The 23,193-nt window shown below is 68.0% G+C and carries 27 protein-coding genes and 1 tRNA gene; 11 read left to right on the top strand and 17 right to left on the bottom strand.

The features are described from left to right. Positions 1 to 13 precede the first annotated feature (13 nt). From MXD64_RS05905 to MXD64_RS05920, 4 genes are all read left to right on the top strand, one after another. On the top strand, positions 14 to 847 hold the full coding sequence (locus MXD64_RS05905; protein WP_263137242.1) for an endonuclease/exonuclease/phosphatase family protein: 834 nt from the start codon (positions 14 to 16) through the stop codon (positions 845 to 847). Continuing rightward, positions 844 to 1,425, top strand: coding sequence for a hypothetical protein (locus MXD64_RS05910; RefSeq protein ID WP_152427147.1), 582 nt, complete (start codon positions 844 to 846; stop codon positions 1,423 to 1,425). Before MXD64_RS05905 ends, MXD64_RS05910 begins: the two co-directional genes overlap by 4 nt. Positions 1,426 to 1,562: 137 nt before the next feature. After that, a tRNA-Pro gene (locus MXD64_RS05915) sits at positions 1,563 to 1,636 on the top strand. Positions 1,637 to 1,744: 108 nt separating this feature from the next. Then, entirely contained in the window at positions 1,745 to 2,587 is an 843-nt protein-coding gene (locus MXD64_RS05920) for a hypothetical protein (protein ID WP_194590157.1), read from the top strand. A gap of 611 nt (positions 2,588 to 3,198) precedes the next feature. Here MXD64_RS05920 and MXD64_RS05925 read toward each other — a convergent pair. Both MXD64_RS05925 and MXD64_RS17835 read right to left on the bottom strand, forming a co-directional pair. Further along, the gene (locus tag MXD64_RS05925; protein WP_194590156.1) at positions 3,199 to 4,350 is read right to left on the bottom strand and encodes a hypothetical protein; all 1,152 of its coding nucleotides are present in this window, start codon (positions 4,348 to 4,350) and stop codon (positions 3,199 to 3,201) included. Beyond that, positions 4,347 to 4,907: a DUF4365 domain-containing protein gene (locus tag MXD64_RS17835; RefSeq protein WP_194632771.1), complete on the bottom strand. Its 561-nt coding sequence runs from the start codon at positions 4,905 to 4,907 to the stop codon at positions 4,347 to 4,349. The genes MXD64_RS05925 and MXD64_RS17835 overlap by 4 nt, the downstream gene beginning before the upstream one ends. 535 nt (positions 4,908 to 5,442) lie before the next feature. Here MXD64_RS17835 and MXD64_RS05930 point away from each other — a divergent pair. Continuing rightward, positions 5,443 to 5,811, top strand: coding sequence for a hypothetical protein (locus MXD64_RS05930; protein WP_194590154.1), 369 nt, complete (start codon positions 5,443 to 5,445; stop codon positions 5,809 to 5,811). A 70-nt stretch (positions 5,812 to 5,881) separates the two neighbouring features. On the opposite strand, the gene MXD64_RS05935 is transcribed toward MXD64_RS05930, so the two are convergent. The 4 genes from MXD64_RS05935 to MXD64_RS05950 are packed head-to-tail and all read right to left on the bottom strand — an operon-like array spanning position 5,882 to position 9,227. Further along, complete coding sequence (locus tag MXD64_RS05935) at positions 5,882 to 6,544, bottom strand: ABC transporter ATP-binding protein (RefSeq protein WP_263137243.1); 663 nt, start codon at positions 6,542 to 6,544, stop codon at positions 5,882 to 5,884. Continuing rightward, positions 6,541 to 7,833, bottom strand: a complete 1,293-nt coding sequence (locus MXD64_RS05940; RefSeq protein ID WP_017885877.1) for a hypothetical protein — start codon at positions 7,831 to 7,833, stop codon at positions 6,541 to 6,543. Before MXD64_RS05940 ends, MXD64_RS05935 begins: the two co-directional genes overlap by 4 nt. Then, entirely contained in the window at positions 7,821 to 8,726 is a 906-nt protein-coding gene (locus MXD64_RS05945) for a hypothetical protein (protein WP_042538404.1), read from the bottom strand. Before MXD64_RS05945 ends, MXD64_RS05940 begins: the two co-directional genes overlap by 13 nt. A 57-nt stretch (positions 8,727 to 8,783) precedes the next feature. Continuing rightward, positions 8,784 to 9,227 carry a hypothetical protein gene (locus tag MXD64_RS05950; protein WP_139179885.1) on the bottom strand — a complete coding sequence of 148 codons (444 nt, stop codon included), beginning with the start codon at positions 9,225 to 9,227 and terminating at the stop codon, positions 8,784 to 8,786. Positions 9,228 to 9,672: 445 nt separating this feature from the next. Between MXD64_RS05950 and MXD64_RS05955 the strand changes: the two genes are divergently transcribed. Further along, positions 9,673 to 10,503, top strand: coding sequence for a hypothetical protein (locus tag MXD64_RS05955; protein ID WP_263137244.1), 831 nt, complete (start codon positions 9,673 to 9,675; stop codon positions 10,501 to 10,503). Between the two features lie 98 nt (positions 10,504 to 10,601). Here MXD64_RS05955 and MXD64_RS05960 read toward each other — a convergent pair whose 3' ends face one another. The 9 genes from MXD64_RS05960 to MXD64_RS06000 all read right to left on the bottom strand — a co-directional run bounded on the left by MXD64_RS05960 (position 10,602) and on the right by MXD64_RS06000 (position 17,942). After that, the gene (locus MXD64_RS05960; RefSeq protein WP_042536902.1) at positions 10,602 to 11,234 is read right to left on the bottom strand and encodes a response regulator transcription factor; all 633 of its coding nucleotides are present in this window, start codon (positions 11,232 to 11,234) and stop codon (positions 10,602 to 10,604) included. Next, positions 11,231 to 12,448 (bottom strand): sensor histidine kinase, encoded by a 1,218-nt coding sequence (locus tag MXD64_RS05965; protein WP_017885872.1) that lies wholly within the window; start codon positions 12,446 to 12,448, stop codon positions 11,231 to 11,233. Before MXD64_RS05965 ends, MXD64_RS05960 begins: the two co-directional genes overlap by 4 nt. Positions 12,449 to 12,471: 23 nt before the next feature. After that, positions 12,472 to 13,251: an ABC transporter permease gene (locus tag MXD64_RS05970; protein WP_214519574.1), complete on the bottom strand. Its 780-nt coding sequence runs from the start codon at positions 13,249 to 13,251 to the stop codon at positions 12,472 to 12,474. Continuing rightward, positions 13,248 to 14,177 carry an ABC transporter ATP-binding protein gene (locus MXD64_RS05975; protein ID WP_056071204.1) on the bottom strand — a complete coding sequence of 310 codons (930 nt, stop codon included), beginning with the start codon at positions 14,175 to 14,177 and terminating at the stop codon, positions 13,248 to 13,250. The genes MXD64_RS05970 and MXD64_RS05975 overlap by 4 nt, the downstream gene beginning before the upstream one ends. A 177-nt stretch (positions 14,178 to 14,354) precedes the next feature. Continuing rightward, a complete protein-coding gene (locus MXD64_RS05980) occupies positions 14,355 to 15,248 on the bottom strand; it encodes a histidine-type phosphatase (RefSeq protein ID WP_411512255.1) in 894 nt (297 codons plus the stop codon). Continuing rightward, positions 15,157 to 16,176 carry a histidine-type phosphatase gene (locus MXD64_RS05985; RefSeq protein ID WP_263137246.1) on the bottom strand — a complete coding sequence of 340 codons (1,020 nt, stop codon included), beginning with the start codon at positions 16,174 to 16,176 and terminating at the stop codon, positions 15,157 to 15,159. Before MXD64_RS05985 ends, MXD64_RS05980 begins: the two co-directional genes overlap by 92 nt. A 127-nt stretch (positions 16,177 to 16,303) precedes the next feature. After that, the gene (locus MXD64_RS05990; protein WP_017885868.1) at positions 16,304 to 16,489 is read right to left on the bottom strand and encodes a hypothetical protein; all 186 of its coding nucleotides are present in this window, start codon (positions 16,487 to 16,489) and stop codon (positions 16,304 to 16,306) included. A gap of 89 nt (positions 16,490 to 16,578) precedes the next feature. Beyond that, entirely contained in the window at positions 16,579 to 17,562 is a 984-nt protein-coding gene (locus MXD64_RS05995) for a zinc-binding alcohol dehydrogenase family protein (RefSeq protein WP_263137247.1), read from the bottom strand. Continuing rightward, entirely contained in the window at positions 17,559 to 17,942 is a 384-nt protein-coding gene (locus tag MXD64_RS06000; protein ID WP_263137248.1) for a MarR family transcriptional regulator, read from the bottom strand. The genes MXD64_RS05995 and MXD64_RS06000 overlap by 4 nt, the downstream gene beginning before the upstream one ends. A 156-nt stretch (positions 17,943 to 18,098) precedes the next feature. On the opposite strand from MXD64_RS06000, the gene MXD64_RS06005 reads away from it, so the two are divergent. Then, positions 18,099 to 18,521, top strand: a complete 423-nt coding sequence (locus MXD64_RS06005; RefSeq protein ID WP_017885865.1) for an ester cyclase — start codon at positions 18,099 to 18,101, stop codon at positions 18,519 to 18,521. Between the two features lie 88 nt (positions 18,522 to 18,609). On the opposite strand, the gene MXD64_RS06010 is transcribed toward MXD64_RS06005, so the two are convergent. Next, positions 18,610 to 19,173: a TetR/AcrR family transcriptional regulator gene (locus MXD64_RS06010; protein WP_052481587.1), complete on the bottom strand. Its 564-nt coding sequence runs from the start codon at positions 19,171 to 19,173 to the stop codon at positions 18,610 to 18,612. Between the two features lie 117 nt (positions 19,174 to 19,290). On the opposite strand from MXD64_RS06010, the gene MXD64_RS06015 reads away from it, so the two are divergent. Next, positions 19,291 to 19,956, top strand: a complete 666-nt coding sequence (locus MXD64_RS06015) for an SDR family NAD(P)-dependent oxidoreductase (RefSeq protein ID WP_263137249.1) — start codon at positions 19,291 to 19,293, stop codon at positions 19,954 to 19,956. Between the two features lie 72 nt (positions 19,957 to 20,028). Here MXD64_RS06015 and MXD64_RS06020 read toward each other — a convergent pair whose 3' ends face one another. Further along, entirely contained in the window at positions 20,029 to 20,646 is a 618-nt protein-coding gene (locus MXD64_RS06020) for a TetR/AcrR family transcriptional regulator (protein ID WP_017885862.1), read from the bottom strand. Between the two features lie 78 nt (positions 20,647 to 20,724). Between MXD64_RS06020 and MXD64_RS06025 the strand changes: the two genes are divergently transcribed. The 3 genes from MXD64_RS06025 to MXD64_RS06035 all read left to right on the top strand — a co-directional run bounded on the left by MXD64_RS06025 (position 20,725) and on the right by MXD64_RS06035 (position 23,080). Next, complete coding sequence (locus MXD64_RS06025; RefSeq protein ID WP_263137250.1) at positions 20,725 to 21,675, top strand: hypothetical protein; 951 nt, start codon at positions 20,725 to 20,727, stop codon at positions 21,673 to 21,675. Positions 21,676 to 21,727: 52 nt separating this feature from the next. Continuing rightward, the gene (locus MXD64_RS06030) at positions 21,728 to 21,916 is read left to right on the top strand and encodes a hypothetical protein (protein ID WP_263137251.1); all 189 of its coding nucleotides are present in this window, start codon (positions 21,728 to 21,730) and stop codon (positions 21,914 to 21,916) included. A gap of 99 nt (positions 21,917 to 22,015) precedes the next feature. Next, the gene (locus MXD64_RS06035) at positions 22,016 to 23,080 is read left to right on the top strand and encodes an amidohydrolase family protein (RefSeq protein WP_081612183.1); all 1,065 of its coding nucleotides are present in this window, start codon (positions 22,016 to 22,018) and stop codon (positions 23,078 to 23,080) included. The last annotated feature ends 113 nt before the right edge of the window (positions 23,081 to 23,193 follow it).

The raw sequence follows: 23,193 nt of genomic DNA on the forward strand, positions 1-23,193 counted from the left end.
GTAGAAGGGATGCATGCCCCACCACCACCCCGACGACCGCCCGCTCATCGGACCGGTCCGGTCGCCCGAGGTGCACTGCATGACGCTCAACGTGCGTCGCCGCGTGCCGCGACGGTCGACCCACCCGGACGCCTGGGAGCGCCGCCGCGACGCCGTCCTCGCGCTCGTCACGTCCGAAGCGCCCACCGTCCTCGCCGTCCAGGAGGCCCTGCCCGCGCAGGCAGACGAGCTGACGTCCGGCCTGGGGTCGGGTTGGGAGCCCGTCCTGGCCGGGCGAGGAGCACGCGGCGGTGGCGAACAGGTCGGCCTGTTCCTCGACCGCTCCCGCCTCGACGTCGTCGAGCGCCGCACCTGGGCGCTCTCCCGCACACCCCACCGCCCCGGCTCGCGGTCGTGGGCCACGTCCTTCCCCCGGCACGCCGTCGGCGCCGTGGTCGACGACCGCGCGACCGGCGTCCGGTTCCTGGCGATCGCCACCCACCTCGACGTCGCCTCACCGTGGGCCAGACTGCGGTCCGCCGAACTGCTCGGCCGGATCGTCCGGCAGCGCGGCCTGCCCGCCGTGGTCATGGCCGACTGGAACACCCCCGCCGGTTCCGCACCGTGGCGAGCCCTGGCGGAGGCGGGGGTCGAGGACAGCTGGGGGCGGGCCTCCAGGCAGGTGGGTGAGCCCTACGGGACGTACCCGCACTACGGGAGTCCGCGCGTTGGTGGTCGGCGGATCGACGGGGTGCTCGTGACCGCTGGGGCGGCCGTGGACCGCGTCGCGGTCGACGTGCGGCGGCCGGGCGGCGTGTGGCCGTCCGACCACGCCGCCGTGCACGCGGTCGTCCGGTGGGCGTCGTGATCCGGGCGCTCGGGTCGACCTTCCTGCGGCCGCGGTTCCTGGTGGCCGACGTGGTGCGCGCCCTGACGCTCGTGAGCGTCGTCGTGGCGAGTGTCGGGTGGGGTGGGACGGCGTTCCCGGTCATGGCGCTGGCGCTGCTCGGGGTCGTGGTGCCGCGCATGCTCGGGCTGCGACCCGTCTTCGACCTGGCCGTGTGTGTGCTCGTGCTCGTCGCCGGCTGGTCGAGCGTGCTCGAGTGGTACACGACCGTCTTCCTGTGGGACAAGTTCATGCACGTCGTGCTGACCGGGCTGCTCGCGGCCGTGCTGTACGTCATCGGTGCCGACCTACGTGCTGTGCCGGCCCCGCACGGGGAACGCCGGGTGGTCGTCGCGGTGCTCGCGCTGTGTGCGGGACTCGCGGTCGGCGCGGTCTGGGAGATGGGGGAGTGGCTCGGGCACAACTTCGTCGACGCGAAGATCTTCGTCGGGTACGACGACACGATCGGGGACCTGGCGGCAGACGGGGCCGGGGGTTTGCTCGTCGGGCTCGGGTTGCCGTGGTTGGCAGCGCGGCGCGAGGTGGTGCGGCCGGGCTGAGCGTGTCGTTCGGGTCGCGTTGCTGCGACTCGCCGTGGCACGGAGGGGGTCTGACGTCCGCTATGCTGGACCGGTCGCTCGCGCTCCGGTCGGACGTGGGCGAGGATCCTCCGGGGTCCTGAGTTCTCCGGAACTCGCGGGCTGTGGCGCAGCTTGGTAGCGCACTTGACTGGGGGTCAAGGGGTCGCAGGTTCAAATCCTGTCAGCCCGACCGAAAAGCCCCGATTGGACCACGGTTCCGTCGGGGCTTTCATGTTCCAGAGGAGCGAAACCCCTCCAACACTGCTCCGACGTCGGCTCTGCTCGCTAGATTGACCATGTGCAGAGCGAGTGGGTTCCGATGGGTACGGCGGCTGCGGATCGAGAGAGCCTCCATGAGGGGGTTCCGCCTTGGATGGCCACTCGCTTCTGGATCTGGATCGACGCTGCAGTCAAGCACTTCGCGCGGGACTCTACGAACCGTCTGCACTTCGTAGCTGAGTACGACGAGTTACGTCGCCTTGTGAAGCCTCTTGCTCCCGAAATGCGAGGCTCGTTCCTCAGCACCGCACTCCAAATGCGGAAGGACAGCGACCTCACGCTCAGCGTCGCCGACTTTCTTGTCGCGAAGCTGAGCTTCACAAGTCACGAAGTGTGGAATGAGGACCTCGAGGAGCTTCTGGCGAATGCTGGTTCGGCGTGGCGTGTAGGACGTCGACTTGGGGCTGCGGGTCTTGAACGACGTGTCCCGATAGCTGTTCAGGTCGCATCGGACGCGGTTATGTCTTCCACGGGCGGTGCAGGCGAACTGCTGTCTGACGCCTGGCACGCGGCGTTCGGGATGAACCCTGATCCGGACAAGGCTTACTCCAAGGCGATCAAGGCGGTCGAGGAGGCTGCGAAGCCCCGTGTCTCGCCCAAGGACTCAGTCGCAACGCTCGGCAAGATGGTGTCGGCGATGCGGGACCAGAAGGACTGGGCGCTTCCACTGCAAGACGACGAGGCAAACCCCTCCAGCGACACCATCGTGAAGATGATGCGTTCCTTGCACTCGGGCCAGCAGCAGCGACACGGCGGCAACGGTGATCGGGCGGCGACGCAAGAAGAAGCCGAAGCGGCACTGTTCCTTGCAGTGCCGCTAGTCCAGTTCTTCCACGGTGGAATGGTCGCTCGACGGAGCTGACGGAGCTGACGGAGCTGACGGAGCTGACGGAGCGGGCGTCGTCCTGTCCGCTTCGTGTTCCGCGCGGCCGGTCATCACGCCAGCCCGCCGTCCCACGTGGTGCTCGTGAACGTGTTCCAGATTATTGTCGCGTTAGCCCATGGTGCCCCCCTCCCTTGGCGACTCCGCTCGACCTACTCCGCTCCGAAAAGCGGAGCGGAGTAGGCGGGGTCGACGCCACTGCCACCCTCTCAGCGCTGCACGCCGTGGTGTTCGCCCCAACTCTGCTTGTACCGGCGCGGAGTCGTGGCTCACGCCCTTACGGGGAGGTAGGGCCGGGTTCTGCTCGCGTCCGCTTTAGGTTCCGAGCGTCCGAGCGGAGCCTGAGGGGGCACGGGCGCATTTCCACTCCGAGGTCGACCCTGCGATCAGGACGAGCTGCGTCGCGCATGAGCCAGGTCGGACCTCAGCCAAACGTAGTTCGCGCACCGTGCTGGCCTCGACGGACCTACGTCGCCGGTATGGAACGTGGGGAGCGGAACTCTGGCCTCGACAACATCTACCGACCGGCAGAGGCGTTCTACGTCGCACTGTACGAAATGCTGCCATAGCGTCACGCAACAGCGTGATGTCTAGAGCTCCAACGGAGGAGTTTGCTCTACCTGTGGAGGCGCATCCACGGCCTTAACCTCGGTCGGCTTGTTGATCCAGTAGTTGTTGCCGTCCTTCTCGAGTTTCCCCCGTACTGAGAGCCAACGCTCGTCGCCGTGTGCGTCGTAAGCCACCTTGTACTCCGTCGCGTTCAGGCGAACTCGCACCTTGCGTCCATCCATGTCAATTCGCACTACGTGAGCAGCGGTTGTCGAAGAGTGGCTTAGGAGGGTGACCTCTCCAGCAAACGTGACCTGTTTCGGCGCTTGGCTCCCCTCCGCGAATCGTGTCGCAGCACGGGCGAGAATGGGACTGTCGGTTGGACTGAAATCAAACTCGACCTTGCGACCCAAATTGTTGGGGTCGCGCTGAGACACTTTCACAGCGGAATCAGCCCCGTGGGTTATCTCAACGAGCGCCTTGAGTAACTCATATGAGACACCGTTGTCCACAAGCTCGAGAAAATCTTCTGGGCTTGATTTATGCCGTGAAGACCGAAGAGTTGAATGTATGGAAGACATTGCCTCGGTCATTGTGTTCAGAATCGTTCGCCCCGAGACAGTCTCCGCTTTGCGGGGGGCGGAGGAAGCGACGTCCTCGGATGCTTTCGTTAAATGGAATCGAGCGTTGGATGGTGTGTAGGCATTGATGATGAAGCTCCCCACCTCCGTTTGCCCCATCAAGCTGCTCTCTAAAAACCGGCGCCCGATATGCGCACTTGCATTACCGTGGTATGGTCGTCTTTCCCTGGTAGACTTCGCAGATGCGACTAGTGCAGCCCTCGCGGCGAGGAATAGTCCCTCGCCCTCCTCCCAACTGATCAAACCCGCCTCAAGCCGGGTCTCTTTCAGCCACTGAGTGCTATCGAGCAATTGGTTGATCTGAGTTCGCAGCGCGCCTAGAACCTCTGTTGCGGCGCTACCGTACTTCGACGTCAGCGCGCGTTGCGCAGCGGACAATAACCGGTCGTAATCGGCGTTCTCAGGATTGATAGGAAGTAACACTTCATCTCCGGTGGCACTGCCCCAAACCTCGTACCTGCCGGGGCTTCCGTCCAGAGGTGCCCAAGAGAAGTGGCGTAGAAGTGCAGTGACCGTCGCAAAGTCGGCGGGCTCGGCGGGTAGGTCGTTCACGGTTTTCCTCCCTGTCCGATACGAGCCATGATGTTGCACAGTGTTACGTCATCGAAAATATTGTGGACACTGGCGCTCACAGTAGGGCGAGCCGCTGACGAAGCTGGCCCGCCGGCCAGGTTCACCCAGTACGCGCAGTGCCGAACAAGTAGGTTCGCGTGCGAAGCCGTGATCCAGTCTGCCGGATCTGCGGGCATCGACATCAGCACGACGATCCGATCCATGTTCGGGGTGGCGTCTAAATGCTCCGCGTAGCGATCCGAACGCATGGTCGCAGAGACTCGACGCGTTCCTGCCAGGACCGGGGAGGAGGTCGCCTTGAGCTGCAGCTCGAGGTAGACGGCTCCTGAGTGCTTATGGGCGGTGGAACGGTGACTGAGTACGACGTCTACGCCGTCGTCGACGTTGGGCTCTCCGACGATGGCGCACCCGGCAGCAGCTGCTATCGCTCGTACGTACGCAACTTGAAACTGCTCCATCCAGTCCGTATGGCGACTCGGCGAGCCCCGGAGCGCCAGCGCGGGTGTCGGGGCTCCGATAGGAGCAGATGACGGCATGCCGTGATCGTACTAGTAACCGAGGACACCTCGAACATTCGCGCAGCTCGCGGAGCTGCAGAACAAACGCGGCCAACATGTCCCTCCGCACCCTGCTGGGGTGCTCCGCGGCGATCCGCTGCGGAGGGCTGACTCATCAACTTCCCGGAACCACGGGCGAGCCCGGCTCGGCGCGGTCGATGCGGGTTCAAGTCTGTCCGCTCAACCGAAACACTGGGTCGGACATCGTCCGGAATTGGTCGCGACAAAGAAGCCCACCGAGGATCTCCTTGGGCTTCTTTGCTTCGTGGCGCGGCCTTGAGGCTGGTCGCATGGGGGCGCTCACCGCAACGATTACCGCACCATGTCTTTGGGACACGACCCCTGGCCGAAGCTGCATCGGGCGTCGTGCGGACGCCGAGGTCCGCGGAGGGACCGGTGGGACCGGTGGGACGGCTCGTGTCCGGCGAGGATGTGCCCTGGCGGTAACAGCGACGCGCAACGCTGAGGCGGTCGCGGCGTCCCTTGGCAAGATGAATGAGTGCAAATCGAAGACGTGGACGAGCGGCACTACGGCAGCGAAGGCGAGCGCGACACGTTCGTCGTGCACTTCTTCCATGCTCCGAGGGGCGAGACGGTTGCGCCCGACTGGGACGCCACGAGTTGGTCGGTCAGTGTGATTCGCGTCACCGACGCGACGTACCGTGCGGCGTTCGCAGAAGCTCGGCGGATTGCTGCTGGCGAGACGTCGCCGACACTGTTCTCGGTGTCGCTCGAGACCGCGGAGCCGAGTGGTCCTGGGATCCTGCGACTGTTCGGCACCGACCTCAACATGGAGGGACTCGAGCTCGAGCCCGATTCGCACGCGGCGAAACGGGAGATGTTCGCCGAGTTCTTCAGCCGCGACCGTTCTGCGCACGCGTGATCGGGGATCTGGAGCGCAACCGCTGACGGACTGGAGGCCCGGTGCCAGCTGGCACCGTGCCTCCAGTCCGTCACGCGCCGCGCGCGACGAGCTGCTCGTGTTGCAGCTGGAGTTGCCGTCCGCATTGCTGTGCAACGCGCTCGCTGTGGGTGACGATCACGAACTTGGTTCCCGCTTGCTGCAGCCGGTCGAAGAGGGCGAGCACGTCGTCTTCGGTCGTCTCGTCCAGTGCGCCGGTGGGCTCATCGGCGAGGACGACGGCAGGGCGCTTCGCGATGGCTCGAGCGATCGCGACGCGCTGCGCTTCTCCTCCTGACAGTCGTCGTGGGCGCTTGCCAGCGAGGCGGCTGATGCCGACCGCGTCGAGCGCCTCATGTGCTCGGGCGGTGGAGTCAGCGCGAGCAGGAACGCCGAGCCGGACGTTGTCGAGCACGCTGCGGTCGCCGAGGAGGCTGTGGTCCTGGGTGACGATGCCGATGTGTCGGAGTCGGTGCTCCGCCATCCTCCGTGCGGTGCGCTCGAGCACGTGGCCGTCGTGCTCGTAGGTCCCGCCGAAGTCGGTGTCGAGTCCGGCGAGGATCCGGAGCAGCGTGCTCTTGCCGGATCCGCTGCGCCCCGTGATGGCCACGGATCGATCGTCGTCGCGAAGGTCGAAGTCGAGCCGGTCGAACAGTGCTCGGATCGATCCGTCGGGCTCGGTGATGGTCTTCGAGACGTCACGCAGCACGATCATCGTGAGGTACCTCTTCGCTGTTGGGCGGTCAGTTCGATGCGGATGGCTCGCCGGCCGAGTGCGCCGTCCGCCACGCACCAGAGGAGCAGGGCGGTGCCGGCACCGAGTCGAGCCATCTCGCTGTCGTTGGGGAGCAGTGCGCTGGTCGCGAGGAACAGCCCGAGCGCCGCGGTGAACTCGGTGAGGCGGCTTGCGCGGAACAGCCGGTTCGTGGCACTCGGGCTCCTCCCGAGGAGATGGTGCACCCGCGCCACTGGCGTTCGACGGTGATGCAGGAGTCGGTTGAGGAACGCCGTGATGATGCCCACGCCAGCGGTGAGGGCGACCAGCAGCGCGGTGACGAGCACCAGGTTGTCCTGGATGAGCTGGCGAACGAGGGAGAGCTGCACGAGGTAGGCCGGTACTCCGAGCAACGTGTACGACCGGAAGCCGGTGTCGTCTCCGATCGCGTCGAGACGCGCGACGACGTCCCCGAAATCGAGGCTGTGATCGACGGCGAGATCGGCGTTGAGCACCTGGAACGCCAGGCGTCCGAACAGCTCGGGATCCAGCCGGTCGAGTGCTGCTCGGTCGAGTCCGGCGAGTGTTGGCGGGTAGGGCACGATGACGGTGTCGTCGAGGTAGTGGTTTGCCTCACCGCGGAAGTACATGGCACTGTCCGGTTCGAGGAAACCGACGACTTCGAGCTCCTGCTCCTGCAGGATGACCGCTCCGGTGAATCGCTCCCCGAGCTCGTACACGCCGCGGTACTCGTTGCCGAGCAGCACCGGGATCCGACCGGATCCCCAGTCGACAACGTTCCACTCGATGGGCTTGCCGTCCTGCACGGAGAGCCCCGCGAACTCGTACGCGTTCTCGTTGAGCTGGATGGACTTGATGTCCTGAACGCTCCGGCCGGACTCGTCCTGGTACTTCCCGTTGAGCGTGTACTCGGTGCCGTAGCCGACGTCGAAGCGGTCGTCGCCGCGGAAGTCCTGAACGGTGACGGGCTGGTCGTACGAGGAGATGAAGTCGAACCCGGGCTCGTCGTCGATGCGGTCGACGAACGAGGCGACGTCGTCGAGTGCGTGCTCGTCTCGCCGGATCGCCTCGAAAGCATCCGGGCCGAGATCGTCGACCACCGTGTAGAGGTCGACGTCGGCATCGGCGGACAAGCCCTGGGCCACGGCCTGCGAGGTGGACTGGGTGAAGGACGCCACGTTGTACCAGCAGAGTGCGAGCAGCACGAGCAGGACGATCTTGGCGACGATGATCGTCCAGTTGGACCGGAGGTCGTTCAGCAGTTCCATCGACGGGTTCCCTGCCAGAACGAAGCAACGGACACGGCAAGCACGACGGTTCCGACCGAGACGACCACAGTGGTGACGTCGAGGTCGAGGAGGGTGGCCTGCCTGACCACTGCCGCGCCCGCGAGAGCGGTCGTACAGGCGGCGATGGTGATCACGCTGACTCTGGTGGCCGCGCTGCGGAGGGTGCTCAGCGGTCGGATCCCCGTGGTGAAGCGGACGGCGGCAGTGCGGAGTTCCCATCGCCCAGCTTGCAGGCCTGCGACCACGCCGATGAGCATGACGACGAGCACGCCGAGCGTGACCAGAACCGGAGACACGGCGTCGACGTTCGTCCTGCGGTTCGTGCCGTCGTCGACGATCTCGACACTTCGGCCAGGGAACTCTGCGCTGTAGTGGCGGACACTGCTCGGGCCGTCCAGGAGGAGCCGCTGTGGTGACGCCGAGAACCGCGACGGATCGGCGACGATGACGTCATCGGACAGCAGACTGTCGGCCCGGACGCCGAGACGGCCCACCACGTCGTAGGGCTTGCCATCGACGACGATGTCGTCACCGCGGACGGCAACGTCAGCCCCGGCGAGGGCCTCGCCGGGGCGCCCGGTCAGTGCGTGCCCGTCGTGCAGCGGGACATCTGTCCACCGTCCCGACAACATTGCGACGGCGCGGACATCGCCCTCGAGGCGCACGAACACCTTCGTTCCCGGTTCGAATGCGTTCCGGGCACGCATGAGTTCGTCGAGTGTCGCGTTCACCCACACGCTTTGACCGCTGCGGAGATCGTTGCCTTCAGAAGCGATGACACCTCGGCGAGCGTCGAACACCCCGATCAACACCGTCAGCAGCATGGCCAGCAGGAGCAGGCCCGCGATCGCCGTGGTCTGTTGCTTCGTCACGTCTTCTCCTCACGCAGCAGCGGGTGCGAGCCGTCGGCTCGCACCCGCTGCGATGCGTCACCTGCCGTAGTAGGTCTTCGCTGTACCGACACCGTTGCCGGGCCGGTTCGGCCGGTACGGCTTCCACACGGTCACTGCTTCCGTGCCGGACTTGCCCCACTTCCGGCCAGAGTCAGCGATGATGCTGCTGCCGTGCTCGAGCCGCGCACGCGTGTAGTGCTGCACGCCTGCCCAGGTCGTCCAACCATGCGAACGCTTGTGCGTCGTCCCACTGATGGTCTTCTTCTCCGCTGCACCGCGGTGGTTCACCGCCAACACCGACATTCCGGTTCCTGCGCCGTCGACGGTCCCGGTGCTCTCTGACCATCCACCGATGACCCCCTCGCTCCCGACGCCGTCCTGCGCCTGTGCGGGGATCGCGCCGAGGAACACCGCTCCGCCGACAGCCACAGCGGCGAAGCCAGCGGCAACCCGCCGAGATCGGTGATCGTTCTTGCTCATTTCCCACTCCTTCCCGAGAACCGATATCCAGCACTTCAGTCGTTAACATGCCAGGAAGGGAGCAGCTTGTCGAACGGACCTCCGCCCGGACACGGCGGGCTCCGTTGGTACAGGGGGGTGGCTGGCAGGACGACAACGGCGTCCCGGTGCTCGAAGCCAGCCACCACATGCGGCGACATTCCGAGGACAGGGCTTCGCAACAGACGCACGGCTGCCTGTCGAGACGATCCCGAGCCCCATCCACACGGTGAGGGCTGCGGTGCTTCTCAGGGCGGCAGGTCACCTTGACTCGTACGATCGTCTCCCCACTGCCTTCGCCACCCGTCCCCACCCGTTCCGACCCGGAGATCCCGATGCGCACTGAACACGGCCCACTCGCCCCAGGCTGGCGCCTGCTGATCGATGGACGTGCATCAGGTCCGTCGCCCGCGGAAGACGCACGGGCATGAACGGAGAGCGCCAGCGCCTTCGCGTCCTCTACGTGAGTGACCTCGGGTACGAGGCGAAGGGCCGACGCTACTGCGACGAGGACATCTACCTCTCCGGCGAGCTCAGCGCGGAGTTCGACGTCGCGATCTGCCCACCGCTGGCTGCCGAGCACCTGATGGACGCGTTCGACGTCGTCGTGGTGCGCAACAGTGGACCCGTGCTGCACTACCTGGCTGCGTACGATGCGTTCCGCGAAGCCGCGCGGACTCGTGGGATCCCTGTGTTCACTGACCTGACAGGACGAGCCGACCAGAGGGGGAAGCAGTACCTCCTCGACCTGTTCCGAGCCGGGTACCCGGTCATCCCCACGATCGATGCCGCCGCGGACATCGCGCAACTCCCGGACACCGCGGACTACATCGCGAAGCCGAAGCTGGGCGCGGACTCGATCGGGCTGAGAGTCGTGGGCCGTGACGAGCTCGCCGGGCTGCGCTACGACAACCTGCTCGTGCAACCCCGCATCGACTTCCAGTACGAAGTCTCCTTCTACTACGTGGACCACGTCCCGCAGTACGCGCTCAACGCTCCCGACCCGACGAAACGGTGGGAGTTGCAGCAGTACCGCGCGAGCGATGACGACTGGGCCTTCGCGCAACAGTTCATCGGGTGGAACACGATCGAGCACGGTGTCCAACGCGTCGATGCCTGCCGCACCCGAGACGGAGCACTGCTCCTCGTGGAGCTGGAAGACCTCAACCCGTACCTGTCGCTCGACCTGCTCGACGAGCGCACCCGGACATCCTTCGTCGCCGCGGTGAAGGAGTCCGTGCGGGCATCGGCAGGGTAGCGACAGGCGGAGCCGCTCCGTCGATCGGCTGACTGACGCCTGCGACCGCCGCCGAACCGCGAAGGACCGGACCGAGCGCCGATCGTTCCGCGACCGGATCAGGGCCGTCCCGTGCCGAGCAGCCAGCCGTTGTCCGCCGCGATCCGCAGGGCCTCGGTCGCGTTGCGCGCCGCGGTCTTCCCGATCGCGGACGACAGGTGGTTCCGCACGGTGCCCTCGGACAGGTGCAGCGTGCCGGCGACCCCGGCCACGGTCGGCGCCGTGCGGAAGGCGATGAGCACGTCGGTCTCCCGCGGGCTGAGCGGGGAGGGCCCGGCAGCGAGGGACTCGGCGGCGAGCACGGGGTCGACGACACGGAAACCCCCCTCGACACGGCGCACGGCATCGGCGAGGTGTTCGGCGGGGGTGTCCTTCACGACGAACCCGGCTGCCCCGGCTTCGAGCGCTCGCCGGAGGTACCCGGGTCGGCCGAACGTCGTGACGATGAGCGAGCGGCAGGTCGGCAGCTCGCGAGCCAGGATCGACGCCGCCGTGAGGCCGTCCGCCCCCGGCATCTCGACGTCGAGCAGGGCCACCGTGGCGCCGGACGCCCGTGCTGCGTCGAGCACTTCGTCGCCACGGGCCACCTGGGCGACGACTGCGATGTCCCGTTCGAGCGAGAGCAGCGAGGCGAGTGCGCCACGGACGAGCGCCTGGTCGTCGGCGATGAGCACTCGGATCACGTCGGTCATCGTTGACTCCTCTCGACCCGGAGCAGGAATCCGCCCAGGTCGCTCGTGCCGGTGGTCAGGACCGCTCCGACGGCTTCCGCGCGTTCCCTGAGGCCGCGGAGCCCGTTCCCGCCGAGCACGGCCGCGGTCGACGGGGGAGCGAGCACCCCGGTGCCGTCGTCCTCGACCGTCAGCGCAGTCCGGGTCAGCGTCACGCGGACCCGGCTCGCGGCGGCGTGCCGGACGATGTTCGTGACGCCTTCTCGGAGGACCCACGCGAAGAGGCTCCGAACGTCATCGGCTGCTGCGTCGGCGTCCCGGGGGAGTGCTGCGTCGATGGCTGCGGCCTCGAGTGCTGCTCGCGCCGACACGAGTTCGGCGTCGAGGTCGGCCTCGCGGTAGCCGCTGACCGCGCGTCGGAGCCCCTGCAGCGCTTCGCGGGAGAGTCGTTCGACGTCCTGCATCTCGGTCTTCGCCCGGGCCGGGTCGACGTCCACCAACCGCGTGGCGAGCTCGGACTTCATCGCGACGACGGTCAGGGAGTGGCCGAGCACGTCGTGCAGGTCGCGGGAGAACCGGGCGCGTTCCTCGACGACGGCGAGGCGGGTGATCTCGTCCTGCGCGACCCCGAGCCGTTGCTCCGCCTCGCGTTGCCGTCCGAAGAACAGCATCGACGCCCCGACGGACACGGTGATGACGGGGGCGAAGAGGATGCCGTTGTCCACGGCGTTGCCCCAGCCCGTGCTCACGGCGACGAGGAGCTGCGCGCCGACGATCCCGAGCACCACGACAGCGGCCACCCAGAACCGCTCGGCGACGAACCCGGAGAGTGCAGCGATGAGCAGCCAGGTCCAGACCGCGAGCGGCCCGACCACGAGGAGCAGGAGCCCGGCGAGCAGCGCGACCCCGGCCAGCACGAGCACCCGCTCGCGCAGGTTCCGTCGCCACATCAGCTCCGGTGCGAACAGGTACGCCGCGTACACGACGGCGAGGGCGATGGAGGAGACGACGTGCGCGCGGAGGCTCCGTCCGTCGGTCCAGACGGCGATGATCTCGAGCACCTGCCACAGGAGCGCGAACACCGCGCCGGTGTACCACCGACGGCGTCCGATGCGGATGTCGTCGTCGCTGGCCCCCGGCGGGACGGCCCACGGGAACGAGCGTGGGGATGGCCGGGAGGCGCGTGACGCGTCGTCCGTGCCACTTGCGTCGGTCGTGCTGGTCGCCTCGGACATCGGTGCCAGCGTAGGGCCGTCGGTCACTGCCGTGCAGCGTCGCGGCGGTAGCGCCACACGATCACCGCGGCCAGCACGATCGCCCAGCACGCCAGGACCATCGCGGGTTCGACCATGCCCGAGGACCCGGTGGCCCCGGTGGCCCCGGCCCCCATCTGTCCGATCCGGTTCAACCAGTACGAGGGCAGCAGGTGCGCGACGGTCCCCATCCACTCCGGCATCACCGACAGCGGGACCCACAGACCGCCGAGGATCGCCATGCCCATGAACACCACCATGAAGAGCGGCTGCGCGAAGGACGGCTTCGCGAACTGTCCGATCAGGATCGCGATGAGCGCGAACGGGATCACTCCGCACCAGATGCCGAACCCGGCGGCGAACCAGCGCAGCGGGTCGAGCGAGGCGTGCATGCCGACGGTCGCGACGACCACCGTGATGACGATCGACACCGCGGCGAAGGCCATCGCGGCGATCACCTTCGACACCATGAAGCCCCACCCGGAGAGCGGCGTCACCCGCAGCTGCCGGTTCCAGCCGATCGATCGCTCGTTGACGATCGCGAACGCCTGGCTGAGCGCGGCCATCATCGCACCGTACGCGGCCATCTGCAGCGTCGTGACGACGAGGTACTGCAGACGGGTCGTCGGGTCGGTCTGGGAGCCGAAGGCCGAACCGAAGACGAGCAGCATGATCACCGGGACGGCGAAGGTGAACACCATCGCACGGACGTTGCGGAGCTGCCGCTTCGTCTCGAGGTAGACGTAACGGATCGGCATCCGGCCGGACGCGGTGACGGTGGTCATGCGGGGATCCCTTCGGGAGCGGTGTCGGTGGTGGCGGGGTCGGCAGTCAGCGCGAGGAAGGCGTCGTCCATGGTCGAGGCGACCACCTGGATGTCGTGCGCCTGCGGGAACGACGTGAGCAGGGCCCGGAGGGTGTCGTCGCTGCGGTCCGAACGGAGCGTGACGGAGTCGTGCCGGGCCTCCAGGCTGCGGACACCGGGGAGACCGCGCAACGCGACGTGCGCGGCGGCGCCGACCCCGGAGAACCGGACCGCACGCGTGGCGGTGATCGCCTTGATCTGGGCGGGTGTGCCGTCGGCCACGATCCGACCGGCGCGCATGATGACGATGCGGTCGGCGAAGGTGTCGGCCTCGTCGAGGTAGTGGGTGGCGAAGACGACCGTGCGCCCGGCGTCGGTGAACTCCCGCATCGAGGACCAGAACGTGTGCCGCGCCTCGACGTCCATCGCCGCGGTCGGTTCGTCGAGCACCAACAGGTCGGGGTCGGAGACCACGGCGACCGCGAACCTCGCCCGCTGCAGCTGACCGCCGGAGAGCTTGTTCACCCGGCGGCCGGCGATCTCGGTGCAACGCGCGCGGCGGAGGGCCTCGTCGACCGACATCGGACGACGGTGCGCTGCAGCAACCAGGGCGACCGCGTCCCGGACCGTCATGTCCGGCAGGAGCGCGCCGCCCTGGAGCATCGCGCCGACCCGCCCCGTGACCACCGCGGCGCGGGGCTCCTCACCGAAGAGCAGGGCCCCGCCGCTCGTCGGCACGGACAGCCCGAGCGCGAGGTCGACCGTCGTGGTCTTGCCGGCGCCGTTCGGGCCGAGGAGGGCGACGACCTCGCCCGGACGGATCGTCAGGTCGACGCCGTCGACCGCAGCCACCTCGCCGAAGCGTTTACGGAGGTCGCGGAGCTGGATGACCGGTGTGTCGTTCATGGGACCCACCCTCGTGCAGCCGCGCGCGCGGTGCCTCGGCCGGACGTCACGATCCCGGCATGACATCTGTCACTGGTGGCCGAGGTCCGCGGCTCGGTCGAGTCCCTGACCCTGGGGCGCCGGCGTGGGGCCCACCTCCAGGCACGGCCGTCACCCCGCTGGCGCGGTGCGCCGGCGTCAGTCGGTGTGACGACGCAGGCGACGACGGCGACGCAGCACCAGGGTCCCGGCACCGGCCAGGAGGAGCAGCGTCGCGAGCAACGCCGGTCCGGCAGGCGACTGTGCACCGGTCGCGGCCAGCGTGCCCGTCGCGCGGGCCGTCGGTGTGCCGGCACCCTGCGTCGCCGGAGTCACCGCCGGCGTCGTCGTCGGGGTCGGCGTGGGCTCCGCAGTGGGCGTCGCGGTCGGTCGTGGCGTGGCTGCAACGATCAGCGGGCTCTCCGCCATCGCCGTGCCGGTCAGGCAGTGCTTGAGCTCGGTCTCCTTGACCCAGTGCGACCCTGCAGCGACTGCACGGCACCCGGGGGCGAACGCGATCTCCCGCTCGTTGTAGAGCATGCGCACGAGCGGCGTGTAGGCCGCTCCGGTGGCGGGGTCGATGCCTGCTCGCGAGACGACGTCCCACTGCACGTTCGCAGCCATCGGCGTCACCGCAGAACCTCGCCACGGGTTGGTGGCGTACCCGTAGACGTCGGCGTCGGACGCCGGAGCAGCGTTGTCGGGCGCGGCGACGGTGGATCCCGGCAGCCGCAGCAGCGCCGCGAACGGGATGATCGTCTCCGCGTGCGCGAAACGGAAGGTCGCGACGACGTCGCCACCGGCGACGCGGGCGTCGATCGTGGCGAAGAAGTCGTCGAGCAGGGGCTCGGCGATCGAGTAGGTCTCGTCGTGCCCGGCGAGGCTCGGGCCCTTCTCGTAGAAGTCCTCGGCGTCGAGCAAGTACGCGAACCACTCGGCATCCGCCGCCCGGCCAGCGAAGCTACTGCGCGAAGTCGAACCGGTGCGGAGCGACGTTCTCCACTTGCATGTCGGCCGCGATGATGTACAGGTTGTAGAGCGACATCGCCGCATCGACGGTGCTCTTGATCGACTTCTTCGGGTCGCCGCAGGCATCGGGATCGGCCTTCGTGTCTGCGCCGGGCGCGCACGCCACCGCGCCGCCCTTGGAGCCGTCGGCGGTGTTGTACCAGACGTGTTTCTTGTCGGTGCCGATCTCGGCGATGAACCCGGGCGTGAAGATGCCGGAGAGCAGGTCCTGCGCCGCCTGGACCGATCGCGGCTTCGCCTCGATGTACTGCAAGGCCGCAGCGATCGTGCCGCCGTCACCGGTCTGTGCGGCGATGTAGTCCTCGTACGCCTGGGCGCGCTTGCGCTCGGGTGACCCCTCGGCCTTGTCGGTGCCGTCCGGGTTCTCGACCTCGTGGAAGTAGAGCAGGTCGGGGCGCGGTTCGAGCTTGACACCCGGGGCCCCGAAGCCCCGCAAGAAGTTCTCGCCCGACTCCGTGGCGCGAGACTCACCAGAGGTCTCGGCGACGACACGCCCGCCCGTCTTCGCCGCACGGGCGAACAGCTGCTTGTTGCGCTGCGCGGCTCGCGCTCCGATGCCCTGGTGCTGGGCTGCGCCCTGACCGGTGAGCATGCCGTAGCCGTTCGCGACGTTCGCCGCCGTGATGGCGTCGAGGTTTGCGGAGAACTCCTTCCCGATCGCAGGCGTCAGGAACCCGTTCTCGGCCTGCGCGGTCGCGGCGAGACGGTGCAGCAGCGCGTCGTACTTGTACGCGGAGAGCCCCCGGGAACCGTGCCGGGCGACCGACTCCGTGGCGACGGGGGAGTAGCCCGTCGGGGCAGGTGAGTAGGCGTCGATGTCCGACTGGCTGGGGGCGATGTAGGGCTGCTTGCTGCTGGTGAAGCTGGCCTCGTCGGCGTGCGCCGGTGTCGCGAACACCAGCGAGGCGACGGCAGCGACGGCAACGCAGGACAGTGCGGTGCGGGTGTTCATGGGTCCTCCGGTATCGGGACCCTCGGGCGGCGGTCCGACCAGCAGAGTTAGTGCCAGCGGGTGAACAGCCCTTGACCTGGAGGTGACCGGACGGTGCTGCCGGACACGGCAGCACCCTGGGACCTGCCTAGCTGGGCCCGGATCGTCGGGTCAGCTTCGAGCTGACGACGCCGTAGAGCAGCCAGGCGACGACAACGACGAGTGCGACCGTGCCGTACATCGCCGGCAGGGCGCCCTGCACCAAGAACGGCACGAGCAGGAGACTGACCAGGCCGAGGATGGCCAAGGTGGTCTTGTAGCTGCGAGGAGACATCCGACCTTCCTGAATTGCACTGGCTGGAGCCCTTGTCGAGGACGAACGGGTTCCACCCCGAGAGCGGGGTCCCGGGGAGTCCGTGCCCATCATCGGATGGTGACGACGAGCTTGCCTGACCGGATCCCGTCCTCCATGTCGCGGTGGGCCTGAACGATCTCCTCGAGCGCGTACACCTTCGCGATCGGGACCTGCACGGTGCCGGCTGCGACGGTGTCGAGGAACGCCTGCAGTACCGATGCCGGCAGGTCGCTCGCTTCGCCGGAGTGCGCGGTGAGGCGCACCCCGTTGGGGATCACCGCCATCGGGTAGAAGTCGGGGATGGTCCAGACGTCGGAGAGCATCCCGCTGAACGACACGGTGCCGTGGACGGCTGTCGCCCGGAGTGTGTCGGGCAGCGTGCCGGTGCCGATCAACTCGACCGCTCCGTTGACGCCGTCCGGCACGATTCGACGGACCGTGTCGGCGATCCTGCCCGAGTCCACCACGACGTGGTCCGCACCAGTGGCGTGCAGTCGCTCGGCGCGGTCCGGGTTGCGAGTGGTTGCGATGACGGTCATGCCCTGCTGCTTCGCCAGCACGATGCACGCCAGGCCGATCGACGACGTGCCACCGCGGATCAGGATCGTGTCGCCCCGGCGGGCACCGACGCCCACGGTGAGCGACCCGTGTGCGGTCTGCAGCATCTCGGGGACGGCGCCGAGCACGGACCAGTCGAGGCTGCTCCGGAACGGCACGACGCTGCTGGCCGGAACGACGGTGTACTCGGCGTAGCCCCCGTCGAAGTCGCGACCCATCCCGCCCATCAGTCCGGCTACTTGGGTACCGGCGGGGAACTCTCCACCCGGGGCTGCCTCCACGGTCCCGACGGCTTCGATCCCGGGCACCCGTGGGAAGGTCCCGGAATGGCCCATGCCGCGGCGGAAGTGCAGCTCGGACCGGTTGAGCCCGAACGCTTCCACACGGATCAGCACCTGGCCCGGGCCTGGGATCGGGACCGGCAGCTCACGGAGGTGCAACACGTCGGGACCACCGGGTGCGTCGATCACGACGGCCCGCATGGTCGCCGTCATCGCCTTGCCTCCAACTTCGACTGCAGGCGCTCGAGTGCCGCGATGCCGTCTGAGATCGCCGCGGCATCGGCATCCGAGAGCACGGCGTCCAGCGTTTGGTCGAACCGCTCGTCCGCGAGGGCGAAGGCGTCTCTCCCCTGGGGCGAGAGCACGCTCCGGACACTGCGCCGATCGTCCGGGTCCGTCGAACGTTCGAGGAAACCATCGGCGGCGAGCCGGTCGAGCAAGCGACTGGCTGCAGCGATCGACGTCCCGACGCCGGTCGCGACGTCCTGCACCCGGGCGCCCGATGGGGCTGCCTGGACGATCCGCAACACCTCCAGTCGGGCCAGGCTCAGCACGCCCTCGCCCCGCATCCGCTTCTCGACCGCGTTCCACACGTCGGTCTCGTGCCGCACCAGCGCGGCGAAGCTACTCCCGCAGACGCGCCGCTCGCCCAGCCCGGTCATCCGGGGCGTCGATTCCAGGGAGGGGTGCGAGGTCCGTGCTCATGCTTCGACTCTACGGCATCTACTTGCTATGTAAAGTAGTTGTCCATGACCACAGACACACGCCTCTCCTTCCTGCGATTCGTCGACTTCATCAACAGCGCCGACCCGTCCATCGGTGAGACGGTCATCGCACCCGAAGCGGCGTTCTTGACGCCGTTCTCGCCCGAGCCGCTGCGCGGGCTGCCGGGGTACATGCAGATCCTGACGATCATGCGGGGCGCGTTCTCCGACATCCAGTGGAGCACCGACCGGATCGTCGTCGAGGGCGACGAAGTCGCAGCATGTTTCGAACTGCGCGGCACGCACGACGGCGAGTTCCTGGGTGTCCCCGCTACGGGGAGGACGGTGGTTGCGAACGCGAGCAACTTCTACCGTTTCGACGAGGGACTGATCGTCGACGAGGTCGGCCAGCCTGACGTGCTCAGCATCCTCGGGCAGATCGGGGCGCTCCCGTCGGCAATCAGGTGAACGGTCAGGGTGCGATCGGCTTCGCGCGACACGGGGCGGCTGCCCGGTGGGTCAGTGGTACTCCGTGACGATCGCCGTGGCATGACCCTCAGGCAAGCCAGGCTGCGGACACGCTCCGGTCCACGACGTGACGCCATCCTTCCGGGGCTGCAGGGTCGTGGCTGGCCATCCCGGCCAGCCACAGGACGGCCATCAGGTCGTCGGCGGTGAAGTCCTCGGCGAGCACTCCGGCGCTGTGTGCGTTGGCGACGAGTTCGGCGCCGAGCGCCATGGATCGTTCGCAAGCGTTGATGAGGAGCACGGCGTCCGGGTAGCGCCGCAGCATTGCGTCGTTCATGGCCGGGTCGCTTCGTTGGAGGTCGATCATCTCGGCGATGAAGGTCTCCAACTGGGAACGGGGACTGTCCTGCGACAGTGTCCGGTCTCGCAGGGTCTTGAGTTTTGCCCCTGCGATGTCGGGCACGACGGCGTCGATGAGTTCTTCGCGCGACCCGACGCGGTTGTAGAGCGTGCCGATGCTCACGCCGGCTTCCCGGGCGATGTCCTCCAGGGGAGCGGACAATCCTCGCTGCGAGAACACGGCGATGGCGGCGGCGCGCAGCTTCTGGAGGTTCGCCTGCGCGTCTCGACGCAGACGGGGTGGGGTGCTCACAGCGACTCCGAAGGATCTTGAGGGCGGTCTCAACATATGCTGCAGTGGATTTGAGGACGTTCTCAACTTACCGCACCAGCTTGCAGGGCCCGGCGGTGGGCCACGAAAGGACACATCATGCCCCTCATCACCATCATCGGCGCGGGACCCGGACTGGGTCTCGAGATCGCTCGCGCCTTCGGGAAGAAGGGCTTCGACGTCGCGCTCGTTGCCCGCAGCCAGGCGAAGGTGGATGCCCTGGCGAGTGCGCTCGTCGCGGAGGGCATCCAGGCTCGCGGGTTCACCGCCGACGTCAGCGAGCCCGACACGATCCGAGGCGCACTCCGGTCGATCCGGGAGTTGCTCGGTCCGATCGACGTCCTCGAGTACTCGCCGGCGGATCGGGCACTGGAGTCGGTCGATGCCGTGGACGTGACGATGGACAACCTGCAGCCACAGATCGACTTCTACCTCGGTGGCGCCATCGCGGCCGTCGGTGCGGTGCTGCCCGACATGATCGCCGCGGGCACAGGCTCGGTCCTCGTGACGACCGGTGGTGGTGCGCTCGCCCGGACTCCGGTCCGCGGGAACGTCAACATCGCAGCCGCAGGGCTCCGGAACTGGATCCTCAACCTCGGAGCCGCAGTCGCGGAGAAGGGTGTCTACGTCGGTTTCGTCGCGATCACCGCCCTGATCGGAGGTGGGCGACCGGATGCGGAGCCCGCGGTCATCGCGCAGTCGTACGTGAAGCTCCATGACGAGCGGCGGGACGCCGAACTGCACTACGTCGCCTACGACGGCTGACGACACACCCGTCCGGGCCGGCCGGCCTGGACGGGTGGCTGCCGCGAACTCTGCATGGTGGCGCTCTGCACGTCAGTCGGTGCGGGCACCGGCTGCCGCGGCTGCGAACGTGCGGAGCGTGGCGACCTGCTGCGCGGTGCTCGGCGGTGCGTCGGCCATCTGCCACGTCGACACCAGCGCGATCATGCCGCCGATCGTGAAGGTGCGGGCGTCCCCGCTGAGTGCGACCACCGGTCGGGGGCCATCGCAATCGGACTCCGTCAGCCACGTCGTCATCGCCGAAGCCAGCACCTCGGTGACCCGCTCGCCGCGCGGGATGGCACGGAGCTTGTCGAAGAACTCCCGATCCGATCGTCCTGCGGTGAGCAGCGGTTCGATCCCGCGTTCGCGAACGGCGTCGGTGAGGGCCTGCGCGAGGTTCGCCGCGCCCTCGTCGAGGGGAAGATGGTCTTCGAGGAGTCGACTGATCCAGACATCTGTCGCGAGGTCACCGACGTTGCTGTAGTGGTTGTGGAGCGCCTGCCTGCTCAAGCCAGCTCGCTGCGCCACTGCACTCATCGAGATCGTCTCGCCCTTCGGCGCCTCGGACACGAGTGCGGTCAACGCCCGGATCAGGGCGGCGCGGGTGCGGGTGATGCGCGGGTCCACCCGCTGGCTCGCGAGTGCCGCCGTGGGCGTTCCCTCCGTCATGCGTCCATCTTGCCAGACTGAGAGCTCTGATGTACGTTCGTCATCTACTGGACAACTGTAAAGGACATCATGACGCACGTGACCGAACCCGCACCGGACCGGCGAGACGGCCCGCAGCACCCGGCCTTCGAAGCGGCGGTCGCGGGCGGAACGCTGAACTCCGAAGGGCCGGGATCGGCTCATCGCTACCGGAACGTGATCCTCGGCGGGATCGCGATCCTGCTCCTCGCGATGGCGATGCTGACGAGCTACTCGAGCGCGTTCGGCGACCCGACGCCGAACAACGTGCACCTCGCGGTCACCGGCGACGCTGACGCGATCGTCGCGCTCGAGCAGCAAGGATCGCTGGACCTCACCGTCGTGGCCTCTGACCAGCAGGCGCGGACCGCGGTGCTCGACCGCGACGTCGACGGCGCTGTCGTGTTACCTGCTCCGGGGAAGGGCGCCGGCGTCACCACCTACATCGCCAGCGGCGGCGGCCGTGGCCTCGGACAGGCGATCTCCGGTATCGGTGACTCGATCGCAGCGAAACTGCGGACCACCAACACGGCCGCAGACCTCGCACCCCTGCCGAAGCAGGACCCGGTCGGATCGATCGAGTTCTACGCGATCCTCTTCGCCGGCCTGGGGGCCGCCCTCGGTGCGACGGTGTTCGGACGCGTCCTCGGCACTGTCGACACGGCGGCGAAGTTCATCGAGCGCAGCATCGTCCTCGTGCTCGACACCGGTCTCCTCGCCGGACTGATCACCCTGTGGATCGACTCCGCACTCGGAGCGGTGACCGTCGGCCCCTGGGCCGTGTTCGGGACCCTCTGGCTGACCGGACTCGCCATCGGGGGAGCGGTCACGGGCGTCGCAGCACTCGGCGGAACCATCGCGGCTCTGGTGATGACGCTCGCCCTGGTGATCCTCGGGAACACGTCGTCCGGTGGCCCGCTCGGGATCCACGTCCTCAACGACTTCTTCCAGACGCTCTACTACGTCTTCCCACAGGGCGACGCGCTCGACCTGCTGCGGTCCGTCCAGTAGCTTCGACGGCGCCGCGGTCGCCGCCCCGATCATCCGGCTGAGCATCTGGGCCGTGGCAGGCATCCTGCTCACGCTGACGGCGATGCTCATCCGGAACCGACGCGAAGCCGCGGCTCGACCGAAGGGCGGCCTCCGCTCCGAGCACGATCCCCGCCAGACGGCCGGACCCTCGGGCTCCCACCTCGAGGCCGCTGCAGTCACGCCCAACGCGGCCTTGCTGCCGTTGACCCCAACGCCCTGAATGCAACAGGGGTCCTCGACGGGCGGGGATCCCTCGAGGCACCCACTCCTGCACACGACAACCAGCCCTCATTGCTGAGGACGATCGGAGGACCGCACCATGCCAGGAAAGATCGATGTCCACCAGCACCTGCTCCCGCCCCGCTACTTCGAGGCGCTGGCAGCGGCAGGATCGAAAGCGATGGGGGCCGGCGCCCCGGGGGATGCGCCGGCTGCGACCGGAGGGTCCGCGCAGTGGGACCCGTGGGGTGGAAGCGGCGGGACCGCACCGCGACGAGGGCCTCGGGCCATCGGTGGCTGGCTGATGCCGGAGTGGAGCCCCCGAGCGGCGATCGAGATGATGGACGAGGCGGGAATCGAGACCGGAATGCTCTCGATCAGCGCACCCGGCGTGCACTTCGGTGACGACGCCGCGGCGCGGGAACTCGCCCGCGAACTGAACGACTACCAGGCCGAGCTGGTCCGTGAGGCGCCGGACCGGTTCGGGCACTTCGCGGTGCTGCCGTTGCCGGACTTCGATGGTGCCGTCGCCGAGGCCGTGCGAGCACTCGACGAACTCCACGCCGACGGGGTGCTCCTGCTGTCGAACGCGCACGGACGGTACCTCGGCGACCCCGCGTACGAGCCGCTCTGGGCAGAACTCGCCGCGCGCTCGGCCGTGGTCTTCGTGCACCCCACCGCACCACCGATCACCCAGCTGCCAGGGATGCCGACTGCATTGCTGGACTTCCCGTTCGACACCACCCGCACCGCCGTGGACCTCGTCGCGCACGGCGTGTTCGACCGGTACCCGAACCTCCGCGTCATCCTCTCCCACGCCGGCGGGTTCCTGCCCTACGCAGCCAGTCGATTCAGCGCCGCCGCGATGTTCAACCCCGACACCACGCCGGAGAGCATCCAGGCGGGCCTCCGGAAGTTCTACTTCGACACCGCACTGTCCGCGTCTCCCGCCTCGCTGCCGTCACTGCTGGCGTTCGCGGAACCCGGCCATGTCCTCTACGGCAGCGACTTCCCCTACGCGCACCCCGATTGGAGCGCCCGCTTCGACCACGACCTGGACACCTACGACGGCCCCGGCGCAGAACGACTGGGCGAGGTGCACCGAACAGCCGCCGAGCAGCTCTTCCCCCGCTTGAGCGCCGAGCGCGTTCCGGGGAGCGAGTGAGTGTCGAAGCGGTCCGTGAGCCGCCAGGCTGCACCAGCCTGACCGTTCAGCCGAGTGTCCGCGGGGTCTCACCCGCGGAGCCGATCCGCAGCGTCCGACGCGGCACCGACCAT

Origin of the sequence: Curtobacterium sp. Arg-1, assembly GCF_025643395.1 — a bacterium.
Lineage (GTDB): Bacteria > Actinomycetota > Actinomycetes > Actinomycetales > Microbacteriaceae > Curtobacterium > Curtobacterium poinsettiae.